Genomic DNA, 17,363 nt, shown 5'->3' on the forward strand with positions numbered 1-17,363 from the left:
GCGACTCAAGCTGTCCCGCGACTCAGGCCGTGAGGCGACCGCCGCTCAGCACGAGCGAGACCGCGACGACGAGCGACATGACGATCACGAGCTGAAAGAGCAGACGGTCGGGCGGGATCGTCAGCACGCGCCGGATTCCGATCGCCGCGATCGCCAGCGAAATCACGAGGCCGAAGACGGCCGGGAGGGTGACACCCCGGTCGTTGTCGCCCGCGACCGGGCCGATCACAACCAGGACGGACGCGACCACGAGCACCGCGAACGCCACGACGCCCGAAACCCGAGCTCCGAGCCGGTGCGGGAGGCCGCGGACGTCGGTCTCGGCATCGTCGGCGAGGTCGGGCAGCACGTTGGTGAAATGGATGGCGACGCCGAAGAGAGCTCCGACCGCGGTCGCCCACCCCGCGGCGGGCACCCCCTCCTGACCGGAGAGCGTGACGACATCGGGGAGGATCCCGAAGGCGATGACGAACGGCACGACGGAGAAGGGGGTGCGTTTGAGGCCGGCGTTGTAAGCCCAGCCGGAGGCGATCAGCACGAGATGGCAGAGAGCTGCGGCGGGCCCGAGGGCGATCGAGACGGCAAGGGCGGCGACCAGGGTGACGATCGCGGCGCGGCGCACCATCGGCACGCTGATGCGGCCCTGCGCGACCGGCTTGTCGTGCCGTCCGGTCGCCCGGTCGCGACCGGAGTCGATCCAGTCGTTCGAGAAACCGATCGAGAGCTGCCCGAGCAGGACCGCCACGGCGAGGACGAGGATCCGGGCGGTCGGGTAACCAAGAGAGGCCGCCAGCAGCGCCGACAGCACTGTCACGGCCGCGGTCGGCCCCGGGTGCGAGGAGAGCGCGAGATCCCTCGCCCTGGAAAGCATGGGGATAACACTAGGAGGCCCCATCGTCTCGGAGGGGACGCCCTGCCGCACGGGGCGGATCCGGTCCGAACCAGGGTGCGCCCCGCCGGGGTAAACGGCGGTGCGCACCCTGTCGCATCCGGACGGTGTCGCAGCCCTAGTGGCTCGAGGTCGAGCCCACGGTGGATCAGCACCGAGGGAAACGCTGCGGCACCCTCTGAAACGGGTGCTTGCGTCGAGTTACCATCCCAGACGTGACGTCACTGTACGCCTGACCCGCCGCGGAAACCAGGGGTCCGACGATCGAATCCTCGTGCTTCGCTGGCGTCCATCTAGGCCGCCTAGAATTGTCGTCGTGTCTGTGAACCCCGATCTCCAAGGGCGGAGTTTTCCGCCGGTGGCTCCGTACCTCGTCGGTCGCGAGAAGGTGCGAGAGTTCGCCCGCGCCACCGCCTCGACGAGCCGCCTCTCTCTCGACCCCGAGGCTGCTCGCGCGGCCGGCTACGGCGACGTCGTTGCTCCGCCGACCTTCGCCGTGGTCGTGCAGGAGCACACCCTGCAGCAGCTGCTCAGCGCGCCCGATGCCGGCATCGACTTCTCGCGGGTCGTGCACGGCGACCAGCGTTTCAGCTACACGAGGCCGATCGTCGCCGGCGACGAGCTGACGGCGACGCTGACGGTCGCGAGCGTCAAGTCGCTCGGGGGCCACTCGATGGTCACCGCCGAATCGGTCATGCTCGATGCGGCGGGCGAGCACGTCGTCACCGCCATCTCCACCCTCGTCGTCCGGGGCGACGAGTGAGCGCCGCGCTCGAGGTGGGCCAGGTCGTCGCCGAACGCACCTACACGCTCACCCGCGACTCGCTCGTCCGGTACGCCGGTGCATCAGGCGACTTCAACCCCATCCACTACCGCGACGACTTCGCCCAGTCGGTCGGGTTGCCCGGGGTCATCGCCCACGGCATGCTCACGATGGCCACCGCCATTCAGCCGGTCGTTGACTGGCTCGAGGGCGACAGCGGCCCCGGTGCGGGTGCCTGGGTGAGCGACTACCAGGTCCGCTTCACCCGCCCCGTCGCCGTCGACGCCGAGACGGGTGCCGAGCTCGTCGTGTCAGCGAAGATCGGCCAGCTCGACGCCGAGGCGAAGAGCGCTCGCGTCGACCTGACCGTGACGTTCGCGGGGCAGACCGTCCTCGGCAAGGCGCAGGTGCGCGTGGCCTGGGCGTGACCGCATTCGCCGAGCTCACCACGATGCAGGTCGGGGGAAGCCCCGACCGCCTCATCGTGGCGACCACCCACGACGAGCTGCTGGCGGCTGCCCGCGAGGCGTTCTCCTCTCTCGAGCCCTGGTTCGTGCTCGGTGGCGGCTCGAACCTCGTCGTCTCTGACGAGGGCTTCCCCGGAACGGTCATCCAGGTTGCCACCCGCGGCGTCGAGGTCGTCTCCGAGACCTCCGACACCGTCACGATCCGGGTCGCGGCAGGCGAGCCATGGGACTCCCTGGTCGAGCAGACCGTCTCGAACGGCTGGGCGGGCTTTGAAGCGCTGAGCGGAGTGCCCGGCTCGACCGGAGCCGCCCCGGTGCAGAACATCGGCGCCTACGGCCAAGAGATATCCGAGACGGTCGTCAGCGTCGACTTCCTCGACGCCGACAGCCTCGAATTCGTCAGGATCCCACGCGCCAACCTCGGTCTCGACTACCGCAAGAGTGTCTTCAAGGCGTCCGGGCCGGATCCTCGTGCCGGTGTCGTCACCTCGGTCGAGTTCCAGCTGTCGCGGGGCGGCGGGCTCTCCGAGCCGATCGCCTTCCCGCAGCTCGCCCAGGCCCTCGGAGTCGAGCTGGGGGAGCGGGTTCCGCTCGCCGACGTCCGGGCGCGAGTGCTCGAACTGCGGGCCTCGAAGGGGATGGTCCTCGACCCGACGGATCGTGACACGGCGTCGAGCGGATCCTTCTTCACGAATCCGATCGTGTCGCGCCGCGCCCTCGAAGCGATCCCGGCCGTCGCACCGCGCTGGGAGACCGTGCCGGAGGCACGCGACGTCGCTGTGCCCCTCGGTGAGCAGCCCGCGCCTCCGCCGCCGATCGTCGAGGGCGGTATCAAGCTCAGCGCGGCCTGGCTGATCGAGCACGCGGGAGTGCCTCGCGGGTTCCGTCTGCCGGGCTCCGGTGCGGCGATCTCGTCGAAGCACACCCTGGCGATCACGAATCTCGGAGGCGCGACCGCTGCCGAGGTGGGTGAGCTGGCCCGGTACGTGCAGAGTCGGGTCTCGGCTGAGTTCGGGGTCGAATTGCAGCCGGAGCCGATCCTGCTGGGTGTGTCTCTGTAGGTCGGCCGCGGCTGAACCGGTCCGGGCAGGCCATCCCCCCGGGGCGGCTCACCCGCTCGGGGCTAGGCGAACAGTCGCTGGAGCCGCCGCACGCCCTCGAGGAGGTCGTCGTCTCCGAGCGCGTACGACAGTCGCAGATAGCCGCTCGGACCGAATGCCTCACCGGGCACCGTCGCCACCTCGGCCTGGTCGAGGATCAGGTCGGCGAGCTCGAGCGAGGTCGTCGGGGTGACACCGCCCCAGGTGCGGCCGAGGAGACCCGACACGTCGGGGTAGACGTAGAAGGCCCCCTCGGGAGTGGGCGTCACGACGCCGTCGATCTTGTTGAGCTCGGCGACGATCGTCTTGCGGCGCACGTCGAACGCCTGACGCATGGTCTCGACGGACTCCTGCGAACCGGTCAGCGCCGCGAGGGCGGCACGCTGCGAGATGTTCGACACGTTCGACGACAGGTGCGACTGCAGGTTGGACGCCGCCTTGGTGACGTCGGCGGGAGCGATCATCCAGCCCACGCGCCAGCCGGTCATGGCGTAGGTCTTGGCAACCCCGTTCACGAGGATCGTGGTGTCGGCCAGTTCGGGGACGGCCTCGGTGATCGAGACGGCCTTGACCCCGTCGTAGACGAGGTTCTGGTAGATCTCGTCGGTGATGACCCAGATGCCGTGCTCGAGCGCCCACTCGCCGATGGCTCGGGTCTGCTCGCGCGAGTAGACGGCGCCCGTCGGGTTAGAGGGAGAGACGAAGAGCAGCGCCTTGGTGCGGTCGGTGCGGGCGGCCTCGAGCTGCTCGACGGTGACCAGGTAGCCCTGCTCGGCACCCGCGAACACCTCGACCGGCACACCGCCGGCGAGCTTGATCGCCTCGGGGTAGGTGGTCCAGTACGGGGCGGGGAGAAGCACCTCGTCGCCGTCGTCGACGATCGCGGCGAACGACTGGTAGACGGCCTGCTTGCCGCCGTTCGTGACGATGACCTGCGACGCCGTGACGTGGGTGCCGCTGTCGCGCAGCGTCTTCTCGGCGATCGCCTGACGGAGCTCGGGAAGACCCGCCGCGGGCGTGTATCGGTGGTTCTTGGGATCGCGCGCCGCCACGACGGCCGCCTCGACGATGTGCTCGGGCGTGGCGAAGTTCGGCTCGCCGGCCGCGTAGCTGATGACGTGCTTGCCCTCGGCCTGAAGGCCCTTCGCCTTGGCATCGACCTTGAGAGTGGCCGATTCGGCGATCGCGGCGATGCGCGCAGAGAGACGGGGGAGGCGGGCGCTCTGGTCGGTGCTGTTCACGGCGTCCAGCCTACCGGGCGGCCCTTCGTCCATCGAGGGGGATACGCGCTGCCACGAGACCGCGAGGCGGCTCAACTTTACTTGCCCAGGGTGGGTCGCCTACACTTGTCTGCGGTGGTGGAATCCACCAAGCTCTTTCGTGCCCACGGCAAGCAGGTCCCGCAGCAATCAGGTGGAGTTCTGTTTCAGGGGGTCGAAGGAGCGCCATCGGGTTCCGTTATCCAAAGGGCGGTGGCTCAATTGGTAGAGCAGCGGTCTCCAAAACCGCAGGTTGCAGGTTCAAGTCCTGTCCGCCCTGCAGCCCTACTCGTGCAGACGCACGGGTCGGACGAACGATCCGGGTCGTGACAACCCGGGCGATGCTTGAAAGGCAAGTACGACACGTGGCGAGAAAAGACGTAGACGTCCCCGATGAGGACGTAGTCGCGATCGCGAAGGCAGACAGCTCCGTGAGCCGGGGCCGTTTCGCGCGCATCGTGCTGTTCCTCCGCCAGGTCATCAGCGAGCTCAAGAAGGTCGTCACCCCGACCCGCAAAGAGCTGGTCAACTTCACCCTGGTCGTTCTGGCCTTCGTCGTCATCATGATGGCGCTCGTGTTCGGCCTCGACACGCTGTTCGGCTTCGTCGTCCAGTACGTGTTCGGCAACGGAGTCAATCCCACTTAGCCGGCTCGGGTGGCAGTGCGTCTGTGCACACCGCCCTCAGCGACATCCTCGCCAACCGACCTCATTTCACGATCCGGGCGTCTGTGCAATCCGAAGACAGCCCGCACCATTCCAACGGAAGAAGAACCCTTGCCGAAGAACGAGCGCGACGACATCGACCTCGCCACCGCTGCTGAGCAGTCCTCCGAGGTCGAAGAGACCCAGGAGGGCTCGACCCAGACGGCTGACGAAGCGAGCGTCGACTCGGCCGAGCACGAGGCACTCTCGATCGACGACGAGTCCGGTTCGTCCGACGTGACCGAGCTCGACGAGCTGCTCGACACCCTCGACGAGGCGAAAGACGAGCAGGCAGACGCCATCGTCGAAGACGCCCTCCACATCGATTCACTCGACGAGGCCGAGGCCGCCGTTGAGGCGACCGACGACGAGGCCGAGCTCGACGCAGAAGAGCTTCAGGCCGAGGGCGACGCCGCGGGCACGTTCAACGCCGTGACCGAGTCCGAGCAGACCGTGCAAGACGCCGACGTCGAGGCCGCTTTCGGCGCCGACGAGAGCGACGTCGTTACCGAAGAGGTCGAAGACGAGGCCGAGGTCGACCCGTACGAGGCCTTCCGATACGACCTGCGCGGCAAGCCGGGCAAGTGGTACGTCATCCACTCCTACGCCGGCTTCGAGCGTCGCGTGAAGCAGAACATCGAGAACCGCATGGTCTCGCTGACGATGGAAGACTTCATCTACCAGATCGAAGTTCCCATGGAAGACGTCGTCGAGATCAAGAACGGTCAGCGCAAGCTTGTCACCCGCGTTCGCATTCCCGGCTACGTGCTCGTCCGCATGGATCTGAACGAAGACTCCTGGTCGGTCGTCCGCCACACGCCGGGCGTCACCGGCTTCGTGGGCAACGCCCACAACCCCACCCCCCTTCGTTTCGAAGAGGCCTTCAACATGCTGAAGAGCCTCGTCCAGGTGCAGGAGGCAGCTCCGGCCGCCAAGGGCTCCGGCAAGGCCGGCAAGGCGGCTCAGCGCGTCATCCCCGCCGAGGTCGACTTCGAGATCGGCGAGACGATCACGATCAAAGAGGGCTCGTTCGCGGGCCTCCCCGGAACGATCAACGAGATCAAGCCCGAATCGGGTAAGCTCACGGTGCTTGTTTCGCTCTTCGAGCGCGAGACGCCGGTCGAGCTCAGCTTCGACCAGGTGACCAAGCTCTAGAGCCGGTCACTCCCCAGATTTCTCAGCCACAGGATCCTGCACTCGCAGTTCCGGGAGAGCCCGATGCAACCGCACCGAGTTCGACACCCACAAGAAGGAAAAGAACATGGCACCGAAAAAGAAGGTCACAGGTCTGATCAAGCTTCAGATCAACGCCGGCGCCGCGAACCCCGCCCCGCCCATCGGCCCGGCTCTGGGTCAGCACGGCGTGAACATCATGGAGTTCTGCAAGGCGTACAACGCTCAGACCGAGTCGCAGCGCGGCAACGTCGTCCCCGTCGAGATCACCGTGTACGAAGACCGTTCGTTCACGTTCATCCTCAAGACGCCGCCGGCCGCCGAGCTCATCAAAAAGGCCGCTGGCCTCGCCAAGGGTTCCGCTACGCCGCACACCGTCAAGGTGGGCAAGCTCACGATGGAGCAGGTCCGCGAGATCGCGACGACCAAGCAGTCCGACCTCAATGCCAACGACATCGACGCCGCGGCGAAGATCATCGCCGGCACCGCCCGCTCCATGGGCATCACCGTCGACGCGTAAGCGTTCGACCACCCCCAAGACATTCAGTGGGAGAGCCCGCCAGGCTCGTTACCACGCTCTCGAAATCAGGAGATTTCACAATGGCTCAGAAGTCCAAGGCGTACCGCGCCGCTGCCGAGAAGATCGAGGCAGGCAAGTTCTATTCCACGACCGAGGCTGTCGCCGTCGCTCGCGAGACCGGCTCGAAGAAGTTCGACTCGACCGTCGAGGTCGCCCTCAAGCTCGGTGTCGACCCGCGCAAGGCCGACCAGATGGTCCGTGGCACCGTCATCCTCCCGCACGGCACGGGCAAGACCGCCCGCGTCATCGTCTTCGCAACCGGTGCTGCTGCTGAGGCCGCTATCGCCGCCGGCGCCGACGAGGTCGGTGGCGATGAGCTCATCGCCAAGGTCGCCGAGGGCTACACGGCTTTCGACTCCGCGGTTTCCACCCCGGAGCTCATGGGCAAGGTCGGTCGTCTCGGTAAGGTCCTCGGGCCCCGCGGCCTTATGCCGAACCCCAAGACCGGCACCGTCACCCCGAACGTCGCTCAGGCCGTGAACGACATCAAGGGCGGAAAGATCGAGTTCCGTGTCGACAAGCACTCCAACGTGCACTTCGTCATCGGCAAGGCCGGCTTCACCGAGGAGCAGCTCAACGCCAACCTCGACACCGCCCTCGACGAGGTCGTTCGTCTCAAGCCGTCCTCCTCGAAGGGCCGCTACATCACCAAGGGCACCGTCTCGACCACCTTCGGTCCTGGCATCCCCCTCGACATCAACGCCTTCTAAGCGCTGAATCTCAGAAGGGCCCTCGCCGTATGGCGGGGGCCCTTCGTCGTGCTCGGTGTGCGCCGAATAGTGAGCTCCATCCCGTCATCCGCGAGAGTGCCCATCTCGGGCTCTGGCTGCCTGCTGGGCCACGACCTGCACACGTTCGGCGCGAGCGGGTTGGTGTTGCGCGTCGATCAGGAATGTGGGCGCGGGTGGGCGCTGGATCCTTGTGTCTCTGGTTTTGCGCGGACTGGATGCCTGATTCGCGAGCGCAGGATCCGCGCCCGGCGGTTGGTCCGGGGCCATCGGGATAGCGCGTGCTTCAGGAATATGAGCGTGGGTGGGCGCCGGATCCTTGTGTTCTCGTCGTCGCGGGGCTGGGTGCCTGAATCGCGAACACAGGATCCGCAGGTCCGTCCCCGGGCCACCCGCGAGAGTGCCCATCTCGGGCTCCGGCTGCTTGCCTGGCCCCAATCTGAACACGTTCGGTGCGAGCGGGTTGGTGTCGCGCGTCGATCAGGAATGTGAGTGCGGGTGGGCGCTGGATCCTTGTGTTTTCGGTTTCACGGGGCTGAATGCCTGTTTCGCGAACGCAGGATCCGCAGCTCCGCACCCGGCCCACCCGCGAGAGTGCCCATTCCGGACTCCGGCTGCCTGCCGGGCCTTAACCTGGACACGTTTGGCGCGAGCGGGTTGGTGTCGCGCGCGTATCAGGAACGTGAGCGTGGGCAGGCGCTGGATCCTTGTGTCTCTGGTTTTGCGCGGACTGAATGCCTGATTTTCGAACGCTGGATCCGCGCCCGGCGGTTGGTCCGGCGGTACCAGCAAGCGCGTGCTTCAGGAATGTGAGCGCGGGTGGGCCCCGGATCCTTACGTTGTGGTTGTAGCGGCGCTGGATGCCTGAATCGCGAACGCAGGATCCGCAGCTCCGTGCCCGGCCCAGCCGCGAGAATGCCCATTCCGGGCTCCGGCTGCCTGCCGGGCCCAAATATGGACACGTTCGGCGAGAGTGGGTTGGTGTCGCGCGTTGATCAGGAATGTGGGCGCGGGTGGGCGCCGGATCCTTGTGTGTCCCGTCTCACGCGGACTGGATGCCTGATTCGCGAACGGTGGATCCGGGCCCGGCGGTTGGGCCGCGGCTATGGGGGTAGAGCGTGCTTCAGGAATGAGAGCGCGGGCGGCCGCCGGATCCTCGTGTTGTCGGCATCGCGGGGCTGGGTGCCTGATGCGCGAACGCAGGATCCGCAGCTCCGTGCCTGGGCCACCCGCGAGAGTGCCCATCTCGGGCTCCGGCTGCCTGCCGGGCCCCGCTTTGCGCACGCTCGCGGCCGACGACGCCACAGGCCTCAGAGCTCGCCCTCGCGCAACCGCTCAGTCGTCCTGCACCTTGAGCACGAGCTTGCCGCGCGTGTGGCCGCACTCGAGCAGGCGGTGGGCGTCGGCGACTTCCTCCAGGTCGTAGACGTCGTCGACGTAGACCGAGACGTCACCCGAGTCGAGGAGCCGGGCGATGATCGCGAGGCAGGTCGCATCGGGGGCCATCGAGTAGTCGGTGAAGCGCACTCCGGCGGCCGTTGCGCGACCGGCAAGGGCATCGCGCTTCGCTGTCGCACCGACGGGAACGTGCACGAGCAGGCCACCGGGCCGGACCACTCCAACCGTGCGGGCCGCGATCCCGTCGTCGTCGACCAGGTTAATCGCGACATCGACGAGGGACACGTGATCTTCGAAGTCGCCGGTCGTGTAGTCGATCGTCTGGGCGGCGCCGAGTTCGGTGAGCCAGGCGGTGTTGCGGGCGGAACTCGTCGTCACGACGTGGGCGCCGAAGTACGCCGCGAACTGCACGGCGAAGTGTCCGACCCCGCCGGCCGCGGCGTGGATGAGAATGCGCTGCCCCTCGTGGGCTTTGGCCACGTCGACCACGAGTCCCCAGGCCGTCAGGGCCGCAAGCGGCACGGCAGACGCCTCGGTGTGCGAGAGCGACTTGGGTTTGCGAGCCACTTGGAGCGACGGCACGCTGACGTACTCGGCGTAGGTTCCGGCCGACCGTGGCACGGAGGCGACGCCGTAGACCTCCACGCCCGGTTGGAGTGCATGCCCGAGGTAGGGGCTCTCGACGACGACGCCACTGAAGTCGCAGCCGAGCACGGCGGGGAGTTCGGGGGAGCCGCAGTGTCCGGCCAACCCCCGCCGGGCCTCGGCGTCGAACGGATTCACCCCCGCCGCGATGACACGGACGAGCACCTCGGATCCTTGTCGCCCGGGTACCGGAATTTCCCTCGGAACGAGGACGTCCGGGCCCCCGTTCTCGGTGATCACCACCGCGCGCATCGTGCTCGTCACCACGGCCTCTTCCGTTGTCGTCGTCGTCATCGATGGCCTTTCTCGTCGGGGTCGTGCGGCGTCCCTGATGAGGCACCCCCTGTTCCCTCAGTAAAGAGGCACGATGATTCCGCCGTGTTTCGAGAGTGTCACTGATGCGGAAACTATCGATACGCTCAAATGATGAAGGCTCTTTTCATCGTGCTGCGGCTCGCGGCCGCTCTCGCCGTCGTCGTCGCGGTGGTGGCTCAGCTGATCTCGTCGATGGCGGCACCCGATTTCTTCTTCTTCAACTTCTTCGGCTACTTCACGATCCAGAGCAACCTGCTGATCGCGGTGACATTCGTTCTCGGAGCCGGCTTCGTCGCGCGAGGCGGGACGCAGCCGCACTGGCTCGTCGTCTCTCGTGGGGCTACCGCGACGTATCTCGCGACCACCGGCGTCGTCTACAACCTCTTGCTCGCGAATGGCCCGGTCAGCGACTACAACGTGCCGTGGTCGAACGACATCCTGCACAAGTGGATCCCGCTGTTCGCGGTTCTCGAGTGGATCCTTTTCGGCGATCGCACCCGCATCGCCTGGGGGCGCCTCGGTCTGTTTCTCGTCTACCCGGTGATCTGGCTGGTCGCGACGCTCCTGCGAGGTCAGGGCTTCGTGCCCTACCCGTTCTTGAACGTCGAAGAACTGGGCTGGGGTGTGGTGCTGCTCTACTGCCTGGGCATCGCCGCGTTTATCGCCGGCATGTCGGCGCTGGTGATCTGGCTGAGTCGATTCAGAGTCATCGAGCCCACGGGGGCGGATACGACGCGTCTCGATCGGGCCGGCGTAGCTCGCTGACGACCTGATCGGCGAGCGAGACGAGGCCGTGGATCTGGTCGTCGTCACGTTCGACCCACTGACACTCGGGCGGCCCCGGCACCGGTACGAAGTCGACGTGGCGCTCCCAGACGACGAGCGTTCGCTCGGCGCCCAGCACGTACTGCTGCCACCACACCTGGCGGAGGTACGAGCGAGGGATCCTTCGCCAGGTCTTGCCGGTGGTCTTGATCTCGGCCAGGACGATCTCACCGGACGACCGTTCGCCGACACCGTCGGGAGTCGCGAGGTGGAGCGTCTCACCGCGCGCGTGGAAGAGCTTGCTCGACGGTTCGATGCCGTGGTTTCGAGAGACCCAGCGGGCGATGACGGGTTCGCGCGCTCGGCCGTGATCGGTGAAGGCGTTGCCTGAAAAGCTGTTGCCGTAGAGCTTGTCGAGCACGACGGCCCGCACGGCGGCGGCACTCGAGAGCCTCGCGACGTCGGTGGCGGTGATGCCGCGGGAGCGGGCGCGGAGCCAGCCGACGCGATCCGACGAGTCGGCGAGGATGCGGGCGGAGTGGTGGCGGGTGGGATCCTCGTCGTCCCAAAGGGAGAGGGGAGTCTGCACGAACGTCACCCCACTATTCTCCCTCGAATTCGAAGGAGAAACGGCCGACGCGCGACGAAGGCATCAGGATCCGACGCGGTCACCCGGGCAGATCTCCTTCGAATTCGAAGGGCGTGGGCGGCGTGATCAGTTGGCAGCCGCGAGCGTGTCGAGTGCCTCGGGGGAGAGCGCGTAGTGGATCGCGAGCATGCTCGCCCCCAGGATCGCCGCGCTGTCGGCGGCGCGCGACTGCACGATGGTGAGGTGCTCGGTGGCCAGCGGCATCGAGCGCGAGTAGACGACCTCGCGGACCCCGGCCAGCAGGTGCTCGCCGGCGTCGGCCATCGAGCCGCCCAGCGCGATCACGGACGGGTTGATGAGGCTCACGCAGGTGGTGAGCACCTCGCCGATGTCGCGCCCGGCTTGCCGCACTGCTCGCACCGCGTCGAGGTCGCCGCTGCGGACGAGGTCGAGCACGTCGGATCCTGATGCCGTGTCGTGGCCGTCCCGCCGCATCGCCGCAGCGATCGCCGGGCCGGAGGCTATGGCTTCGAGGCATCCCTCATTGCCGCAGCGGCAGAAGATGCCCGCGCCGCGGGCGACGGGGATGTGACCGATGTCTCCGGCGATGCCCTGGGCACCCCGCTGCAGCTGACCTGCCGAGATGATGCCGGAGCCGATGCCGGTGGCGACCTTGAGGAAGAAGAGGTGGTCGACGTCGGGCCAGGAATGAGTCCGCTCGCCGAGCGCCATAATGTTGACGTCGTTGTCGACATAGACGGGAAGGGGCGACCGACCCGGGCTCTCGGTGTGGCGTTTGACCCAGCCGGGAACGTCGAAGGCATCCCACCCCGGCATGATCGGCGGATTGACCGGTCGGCCGGTGCTGAACTCGACGGGGCCGGGCAGCCCGATGCCCGCGGCGATGAGATCGGCCCGGGTCTTGCCGAGTTGTTCGAGGAGGGCGTCGGTGTGCTCGACCATCCAGCCGAGCACCGCCTCCGGGCCGAGGCTGATCTCGAGGTGCTCGGTGTGGCTGGCGAGCTCGGCACCCATCAGGTCGGTGATGGCGACGTGGGCGTGGCTCGCACCCAGGTCGGCGGCGAGGACGACGCGGGCGCTCGGCAGGAGTGCAACGCGCGACGGGGGACGCCCGCCGGTCGAGATCGCATCGGCGACGGGGCCGACGAGGCCGAGACTGGTGAGGGCGTCGAGGCGCAGGCCGATGGTGGAGCGGGCCAGACCGGTGATGGCAGCGAGCTCGGCACGGGTGCGCGGGCGACCGTCGCGGAGGAGCTGGAAGAGGTCGCCTGCCCCGGTCGAACCGAGGACGGACGTCCGCGCGGCGTCTGACATAACAGGAGTAAACCACAGGTTTCGAGCGGCCACGAGCAAAGATGTCGAATGGAAGACACCTTTTGCTTGACGCTCGACAAAAGTGACCCTAGTGTGAGTTCCGGTCGAGGGAACGCCGGTTCAACCGGGCCCTCGAGATCAACTCCGCAGCGACAGATGCGGCGGAATTCGCCTCAAACCAGGCGAACACGTTTCGACGAGGAGACTCTTACGGTGACCAACGCACCCCTTTCGGTCCAGCTCTACACCGTCCGCTCGGCCATCGCCGACGACCTACCCGGCACCCTGGCCCGCGTCGCCGAGATCGGCTATACGCAGGTCGAGCCCTACTCGTTCGTCGAACGCGTCGACGAGTACGCCGAGCACCTTCCGGCCAACGGCCTGACCGCGCCGAGCGCCCACGTCAAGCTGATCGGCAGCGACCCCGAGCCGATCTTCGCCGCAGCCAAGCGGCTCGGAGTGACGACGATCATCGACCCGCACATCGACGAGACCCGCTGGATCACCCGCGAAGACGTCGAGGGCATCGCGAAGGAGCTCGGCGAGATCGCCGACAAGGCGGCCGCGCACGATCTCCGGGTCGGCTACCACAACCATGCGTTCGAGCTCGAGAACAAGATCGACGGCGTTCCGGCGCTCGAGGTCTTCGCCGCGGCCCTGCCCGCGAACGTCGTGCTCGAGGTCGACACCTACTGGGTCGAGGTCGGCGGCGTCGACGCGGCCGAGCTGCTCGCTCGACTGGGCGACAAGGTGCAGTTCCTCCACATCAAAGACGGCCCGAAGAACTTCGACGACAAGAAGCAGGTCGCTGTCGGCCGGGGCGAGATGCCCGTCCGCGACATCCTGCGCGCGGCTCGTCAGGCCCTGCCCGTCGTCGAGCTCGACGACCACGAGGGCGACATCTTCACCGCCCTCGCCGACAGCCTCGACTACCTCGAAGGGGTCCGCGCATGAGCGACGCTACGACCACAACGCAGAAGCCGGTCGCCTCTGAGGGCAAGACCGGCCCCGTGGGCGTCGGCGTGATCGGCGCCGGCGTCATCAGCGACCAGTACCTCGAGAACCTCACGAGGTTCCCCGACCTCAAGGTGCTCTTCATCGCCGACCTCGACGAGCCCCGCGCGGCCGCCCAGGCCGCTAAGTGGGGCGTCGAGGGCTCCGGCTCCGTCGACGACCTGCTCGCCCACGATGACGTCGAGATCGTCGTCAACCTCACCATCCCCAAGGCCCACGTCGAGGTGGCCCTGCGGGCCGTCGAGGCGGGCAAGCACGTTTGGGGTGAGAAGCCCTACGCACTCGACCGCGAGAGCGGAGCGCAGCTGATCAAGGCGGCGAAAGACCGCGGCGTGCGTGTCGCCGTCGCCCCCGACACGTTCCTCGGATCCGGAATCCAAACCGGTCTGCGCGTCGTCAAGCGCGGCGACATCGGCACGCCGCTCACCGGCCTCACCCTCTTCCAGGTCGCCGGCCCCGAGTCGTGGCACCCGAGCCCCGAGTTCCTCTTCGCCATCGGCGGCGGCCCGATGTTCGACGTGGGCCCCTACTACCTGACGACGCTGGTGCAGGTGTTCGGCCCCGTGGCTAAGGTCACCGCCACGGCGTCCAAGGCACGCGAGACCCGCGTGATCGGCTCGGGCCCCAAGGCCGGAACCGAGTTCCCGGTCGAGGTGCCGACGCACGTGTCGGCCTTGATCCAGTTCGAGTCGGGCGCCAGCGCCCAGAGCATCTTCTCGTTCGACTCGAAGTTGCCTCGCGCCGGCTTCGTCGAGATCGCAGGATCCGAGGGCACGGCCGTGTTCCCTGACCCGAACAACTTCGAGGGTGAGACGGTCGTCTACACCGGCGCCGACGAGCCCACGGTGGTCCCCTCCGAGGGGTCGACCTTCACCCGCGGTACCGGGGTGGCCGAGCTCGCCCAGGCGATCCGCGAGGGTCGCCGAGAGCGCGTTCCCGGAGAGCTCGCCTTCCACGTTCTCGACATCATGGTCTCGCTCGCCGAGTCCGCCGAGAAGGGGGAGAGCGTCGTCGTCGAGTCGACGCTCGAGCCCACCGACGAGCTCCCGGCCGACTGGGATCCCTCTGTCGCGACCCTGACCTGATCCTTTCGGGCCGACCCGCCTCGAGCGGGTCGGCCCGAGATTCTCTCGACCCCCTTACGGCACTACCGAAATACCGTCCCAGCTGCACGACACCACCGGAACGACAGGAACCATCCCACACAGCTCCAAGCTCCATCCCTCCCTCAACGAAGAGACACCAGGAGAAAAAATGCGCACCACAACGAAGTGGCTGGCGGCAGTTGCCGTCGGCGCCATGACTATCGGAGGCATGACGGCGTGCTCGTCGTCCTCCGGCGGCGATGCCAACTCGACTAAGACGCTGACCTACTGGGCCAGCAACCAGGCTCCGACGATCCAGGGCGATCAGAAGGTCCTCAAGGCCGAGCTGGCGAAGTTCACCGACGAGACCGGCATCAAGGTCAACATCGAGGTCATCCCGTGGACCAACCTCTACAACAAGATCCTCACCGCGGTCTCGTCGGGTGACGGGCCAGACGTGCTGTCGATCGGCAACACCTGGGCGACCTCGCTCCAGTCGAGCGGCGCGTTCGTGCCGTTCGAGGGCGATGCGCTGAAGGCCATCGGCGGCAAAGACAAGTTCGTCGCGTCGAGCTACGCCACCGGTGGTGCCGAGGGCAAGGCGCCCACGTCGGTGCCGCTCTACGGGTTGTCGTACTCGATGTACTACAACACGAAGATGTTCAAGGCCGCCGGCATCGACACACCGCCCGCGACCTGGGACGAGTTCGTGGCCGACGCCAAGAAGCTCACCAAAGACACCGACGGCGACGGGCAGATCGACCAGTGGGGTGTGACGATGGCCGGCTCGAGCGTCTCGAACAACGCGCACCAGGCGTTCGTCCGGGGTCTGCAGAACGGCGGAGCGCTCTACGACGCCGACGGCAAGCCGACGTTCGCCTCCGACGGCGAGGTCAAGGGCATCAAGCAATGGGTCGATCTGATCGGCGCCGACAAGGTGGTCAACCCCTCCGACGCCGAGAGCGTGAACGGCTCCGACATGGCCGCCACCTTCGCCGACGGCAAGGCCGCCATGTTCTTCGACCAGGCGCCGGGGGCTTCGCTTGCAGCGCGGAACTTCACGGACTACGCCGCGGCGCCGGTCCCGATGGAGACCGCGGATGCAACCGGGCTGCTGGGTACCCAGAGCCACGTCGCCGGCATCAACCTGTCGATCTTCAAGAACACGGGCAACCTGTCCGGGTCCGAGAAGCTCGTCAAGTTCATGACCAGCGTTCCCGCGCAGCAGTCGCTCAACAAGTCGTTCGCGTCCATCCCCGTCGTCACCGACGCCTATGACGACCCGGCGTTCAAGACCGACGCGATCAAGCTCAAGCAGGAGATCCTCAAGGATCACGCCCAGCCCATGCCGCTGCAGGTCAGCGAGGGCCAGATGGAGACGCTCGTCGGAACGGCCATTAAGAACCTGCTCGCGCAGGCCGCGCAGGGCAAGGACGTCAGCGAATCCGACGTCAAGTCGGCTCTCGAAGACGCCAACAGCCAGATGACGGCCAGCCAGTGATCTCGATCCGACTGACAGACAAGCATTAGAAGGGAACCGTCATGACCCTCAACGTCCTGCCTCCCGCGTCGACCGAGAGTGGTCTGCCGGAAGAGCCGCAGCGGAGCGTATCCGCTCCGCTGCGGCCCGCCCGCAAGAAGAAGCGCCCCTCGCTCCTGCCCTACGGGCTCATCGCTCCGGCCGCATTGGCCGAGCTCCTCATCCACCTCTTGCCGATGGTGCTGGGCATCTGGATCGCGTTCATCACGCTCAACCAGCTCAGCATCGCCAACTGGGTCGATGCCCCGTTCGTCGGTTTCCAGAACTTCGTCAACGGGCTCAACCCGAATTCCTCGATCGGGGCCGAGTTCTACTCGGCTCTGGGGCGCACCATCGGGTTCACCATCATCGTGCTGGCGATCGCGTGGAGCATGGGAATGCTCGGCGCGGTACTTCTTACCACCTCGTTCCGAGGCCGCGGGATCCTGCGCACGCTGTTTCTCGTGCCCTACGCCCTGCCCTCGTACGTCGGCACCATCGCCTGGGCCTTCATGTTCAACCGCTCCGACGGCGCGATCAACCACTTCCTGGTCGATCAGCTCCACCTGTTCGGCGGCGACCGGCCGTTCTGGCTGCTCGGCGGCAACTCCTTCTGGGCGATCGTCATCGTGACCGCCTGGCAGATGTGGCCGTTCGCCTTCCTGATGCTTCTGGCAGCACTCCAGAACATCCCCGGCGACGTCTACGAGGCGGCCGCTCTCGACGGTGCGAGCCTTTGGAAGCAGTTCACCCGCATCACGCTTCCGATGATCAAGCCGGCCAACGCCGTCCTGATGCTCATCATGGGCCTCTGGATCTTCAACCAGTTCAACGTGCCCTTCGTGCTGTTCGGCGCTGCGTCGCCCAAGGAGGCGACTCTCATCTCGCCCCTCATCTACCAGCAGTCGTTCTCGAACTGGAACTTCGGTCTCGGCGGTGCAATGAGCGTGCTGCTGCTGATCGTGCTCCTGATCGCCTCCGCTTTCTACATCCGTATGGTGCTTCCGAAGCCGAAGCCCGGAGAAGAGGACTAAG

The 17,363-nt window shown here is 66.9% G+C and carries 17 protein-coding genes and 1 tRNA gene; 13 read left to right on the plus strand and 5 right to left on the minus strand.

Annotation, left to right across the window (positions count from 1 at the left end):
- Positions 1 to 22: 22 nt before the first annotated feature.
- Positions 23 to 871: a UbiA family prenyltransferase gene (locus EDF39_RS07715; RefSeq protein WP_123941866.1), complete on the minus strand. Its 849-nt coding sequence runs from the start codon at positions 869 to 871 to the stop codon at positions 23 to 25.
- A 334-nt stretch (positions 872 to 1,205) separates the two neighbouring features.
- Between EDF39_RS07715 and EDF39_RS07720 the strand changes: the two genes are divergently transcribed.
- The 3 genes from EDF39_RS07720 to EDF39_RS07730 are packed head-to-tail and all read left to right on the plus strand — an operon-like array spanning position 1,206 to position 3,180.
- Positions 1,206 to 1,652, plus strand: coding sequence for a MaoC family dehydratase N-terminal domain-containing protein (locus EDF39_RS07720; RefSeq protein ID WP_123941868.1), 447 nt, complete (start codon positions 1,206 to 1,208; stop codon positions 1,650 to 1,652).
- Positions 1,649 to 2,080: a MaoC family dehydratase gene (locus EDF39_RS07725; RefSeq protein ID WP_123941870.1), complete on the plus strand. Its 432-nt coding sequence runs from the start codon at positions 1,649 to 1,651 to the stop codon at positions 2,078 to 2,080. Before EDF39_RS07720 ends, EDF39_RS07725 begins: the two co-directional genes overlap by 4 nt.
- Complete coding sequence (locus EDF39_RS07730; RefSeq protein ID WP_370275174.1) at positions 2,071 to 3,180, plus strand: UDP-N-acetylmuramate dehydrogenase; 1,110 nt, start codon at positions 2,071 to 2,073, stop codon at positions 3,178 to 3,180. The genes EDF39_RS07725 and EDF39_RS07730 overlap by 10 nt, the downstream gene beginning before the upstream one ends.
- Before the next feature lie 62 nt (positions 3,181 to 3,242).
- Here the strand turns inward: EDF39_RS07730 and EDF39_RS07735 are convergent, their stop codons facing one another.
- Positions 3,243 to 4,460 carry a pyridoxal phosphate-dependent aminotransferase gene (locus EDF39_RS07735; protein ID WP_233573008.1) on the minus strand — a complete coding sequence of 406 codons (1,218 nt, stop codon included), beginning with the start codon at positions 4,458 to 4,460 and terminating at the stop codon, positions 3,243 to 3,245.
- A gap of 225 nt (positions 4,461 to 4,685) precedes the next feature.
- Between EDF39_RS07735 and EDF39_RS07740 the strand changes: the two genes are divergently transcribed.
- The 5 genes from EDF39_RS07740 (at position 4,686) to rplA (ending at position 7,645) form a co-directional block, all read left to right on the plus strand.
- A tRNA-Trp gene (locus tag EDF39_RS07740) sits at positions 4,686 to 4,758 on the plus strand.
- Between the two features lie 85 nt (positions 4,759 to 4,843).
- A complete protein-coding gene (gene secE / locus EDF39_RS07745) occupies positions 4,844 to 5,125 on the plus strand; it encodes a preprotein translocase subunit SecE (protein ID WP_233573009.1) in 282 nt (93 codons plus the stop codon).
- A gap of 129 nt (positions 5,126 to 5,254) precedes the next feature.
- Positions 5,255 to 6,337 carry a transcription termination/antitermination protein NusG gene (nusG, locus tag EDF39_RS07750; protein WP_123941872.1) on the plus strand — a complete coding sequence of 361 codons (1,083 nt, stop codon included), beginning with the start codon at positions 5,255 to 5,257 and terminating at the stop codon, positions 6,335 to 6,337.
- Positions 6,338 to 6,443: 106 nt separating this feature from the next.
- Entirely contained in the window at positions 6,444 to 6,875 is a 432-nt protein-coding gene (gene rplK, locus EDF39_RS07755; RefSeq protein WP_055959629.1) for a 50S ribosomal protein L11, read from the plus strand.
- A gap of 80 nt (positions 6,876 to 6,955) precedes the next feature.
- Positions 6,956 to 7,645: a 50S ribosomal protein L1 gene (gene rplA / locus EDF39_RS07760; protein WP_055959628.1), complete on the plus strand. Its 690-nt coding sequence runs from the start codon at positions 6,956 to 6,958 to the stop codon at positions 7,643 to 7,645.
- 1,353 nt (positions 7,646 to 8,998) lie between these two features.
- Here rplA and EDF39_RS07765 read toward each other — a convergent pair.
- Positions 8,999 to 10,000: an NADP-dependent oxidoreductase gene (locus EDF39_RS07765; protein WP_233573010.1), complete on the minus strand. Its 1,002-nt coding sequence runs from the start codon at positions 9,998 to 10,000 to the stop codon at positions 8,999 to 9,001.
- 132 nt (positions 10,001 to 10,132) lie between these two features.
- On the opposite strand from EDF39_RS07765, the gene EDF39_RS07770 reads away from it, so the two are divergent.
- Positions 10,133 to 10,786: a Pr6Pr family membrane protein gene (locus EDF39_RS07770; RefSeq protein WP_123941874.1), complete on the plus strand. Its 654-nt coding sequence runs from the start codon at positions 10,133 to 10,135 to the stop codon at positions 10,784 to 10,786.
- On the opposite strand, the gene EDF39_RS07775 is transcribed toward EDF39_RS07770, so the two are convergent.
- Positions 10,728 to 11,375: a YqaJ viral recombinase family protein gene (locus EDF39_RS07775; protein WP_233573049.1), complete on the minus strand. Its 648-nt coding sequence runs from the start codon at positions 11,373 to 11,375 to the stop codon at positions 10,728 to 10,730. The two genes, EDF39_RS07770 and EDF39_RS07775, sit on opposite strands and share 59 nt — an antisense overlap.
- 126 nt (positions 11,376 to 11,501) lie before the next feature.
- A complete protein-coding gene (locus tag EDF39_RS07780; protein ID WP_123941878.1) occupies positions 11,502 to 12,710 on the minus strand; it encodes an ROK family transcriptional regulator in 1,209 nt (402 codons plus the stop codon).
- A gap of 213 nt (positions 12,711 to 12,923) precedes the next feature.
- Here EDF39_RS07780 and EDF39_RS07785 point away from each other — a divergent pair, with 213 nt between their 5' ends.
- The 4 genes from EDF39_RS07785 (at position 12,924) to EDF39_RS07800 (ending at position 17,362) form a co-directional block, all read left to right on the plus strand.
- Positions 12,924 to 13,664, plus strand: a complete 741-nt coding sequence (locus tag EDF39_RS07785) for a sugar phosphate isomerase/epimerase (RefSeq protein ID WP_233573011.1) — start codon at positions 12,924 to 12,926, stop codon at positions 13,662 to 13,664.
- Complete coding sequence (locus tag EDF39_RS07790) at positions 13,661 to 14,809, plus strand: Gfo/Idh/MocA family protein (RefSeq protein WP_055959618.1); 1,149 nt, start codon at positions 13,661 to 13,663, stop codon at positions 14,807 to 14,809. The genes EDF39_RS07785 and EDF39_RS07790 overlap by 4 nt, the downstream gene beginning before the upstream one ends.
- Positions 14,810 to 14,978: 169 nt before the next feature.
- Positions 14,979 to 16,310 (plus strand): extracellular solute-binding protein, encoded by a 1,332-nt coding sequence (locus tag EDF39_RS07795; protein WP_055959616.1) that lies wholly within the window; start codon positions 14,979 to 14,981, stop codon positions 16,308 to 16,310.
- 41 nt (positions 16,311 to 16,351) lie between these two features.
- Positions 16,352 to 17,362, plus strand: a complete 1,011-nt coding sequence (locus EDF39_RS07800; protein ID WP_123941882.1) for a carbohydrate ABC transporter permease — start codon at positions 16,352 to 16,354, stop codon at positions 17,360 to 17,362.
- Position 17,363 lies beyond the last annotated feature (1 nt).

It is taken from the genome of Frondihabitans sp. PhB161 (assembly GCF_003814635.1).
Classification (GTDB): domain Bacteria; phylum Actinomycetota; class Actinomycetes; order Actinomycetales; family Microbacteriaceae; genus Frondihabitans.

Coding starts and splice junctions, on each gene's coding strand:
- EDF39_RS07715 (WP_123941866.1), bottom strand. CDS start 871: ATGCTTTCCAGGGCGAGGGATCTCGCGCTCTCCTCGCACCCGGGGCCG.
- rplK (WP_055959629.1), top strand. CDS start 6,444: ATGGCACCGAAAAAGAAGGTCACAGGTCTGATCAAGCTTCAGATCAAC.
- rplA (WP_055959628.1), top strand. CDS start 6,956: ATGGCTCAGAAGTCCAAGGCGTACCGCGCCGCTGCCGAGAAGATCGAG.
- EDF39_RS07765 (WP_233573010.1), bottom strand. CDS start 10,000: ATGACGACGACGACAACGGAAGAGGCCGTGGTGACGAGCACGATGCGC.
- EDF39_RS07770 (WP_123941874.1), top strand. CDS start 10,133: ATGAAGGCTCTTTTCATCGTGCTGCGGCTCGCGGCCGCTCTCGCCGTC.
- EDF39_RS07780 (WP_123941878.1), bottom strand. CDS start 12,710: ATGTCAGACGCCGCGCGGACGTCCGTCCTCGGTTCGACCGGGGCAGGC.
- EDF39_RS07790 (WP_055959618.1), top strand. CDS start 13,661: ATGAGCGACGCTACGACCACAACGCAGAAGCCGGTCGCCTCTGAGGGC.
- EDF39_RS07795 (WP_055959616.1), top strand. CDS start 14,979: ATGCGCACCACAACGAAGTGGCTGGCGGCAGTTGCCGTCGGCGCCATG.
- EDF39_RS07800 (WP_123941882.1), top strand. CDS start 16,352: ATGACCCTCAACGTCCTGCCTCCCGCGTCGACCGAGAGTGGTCTGCCG.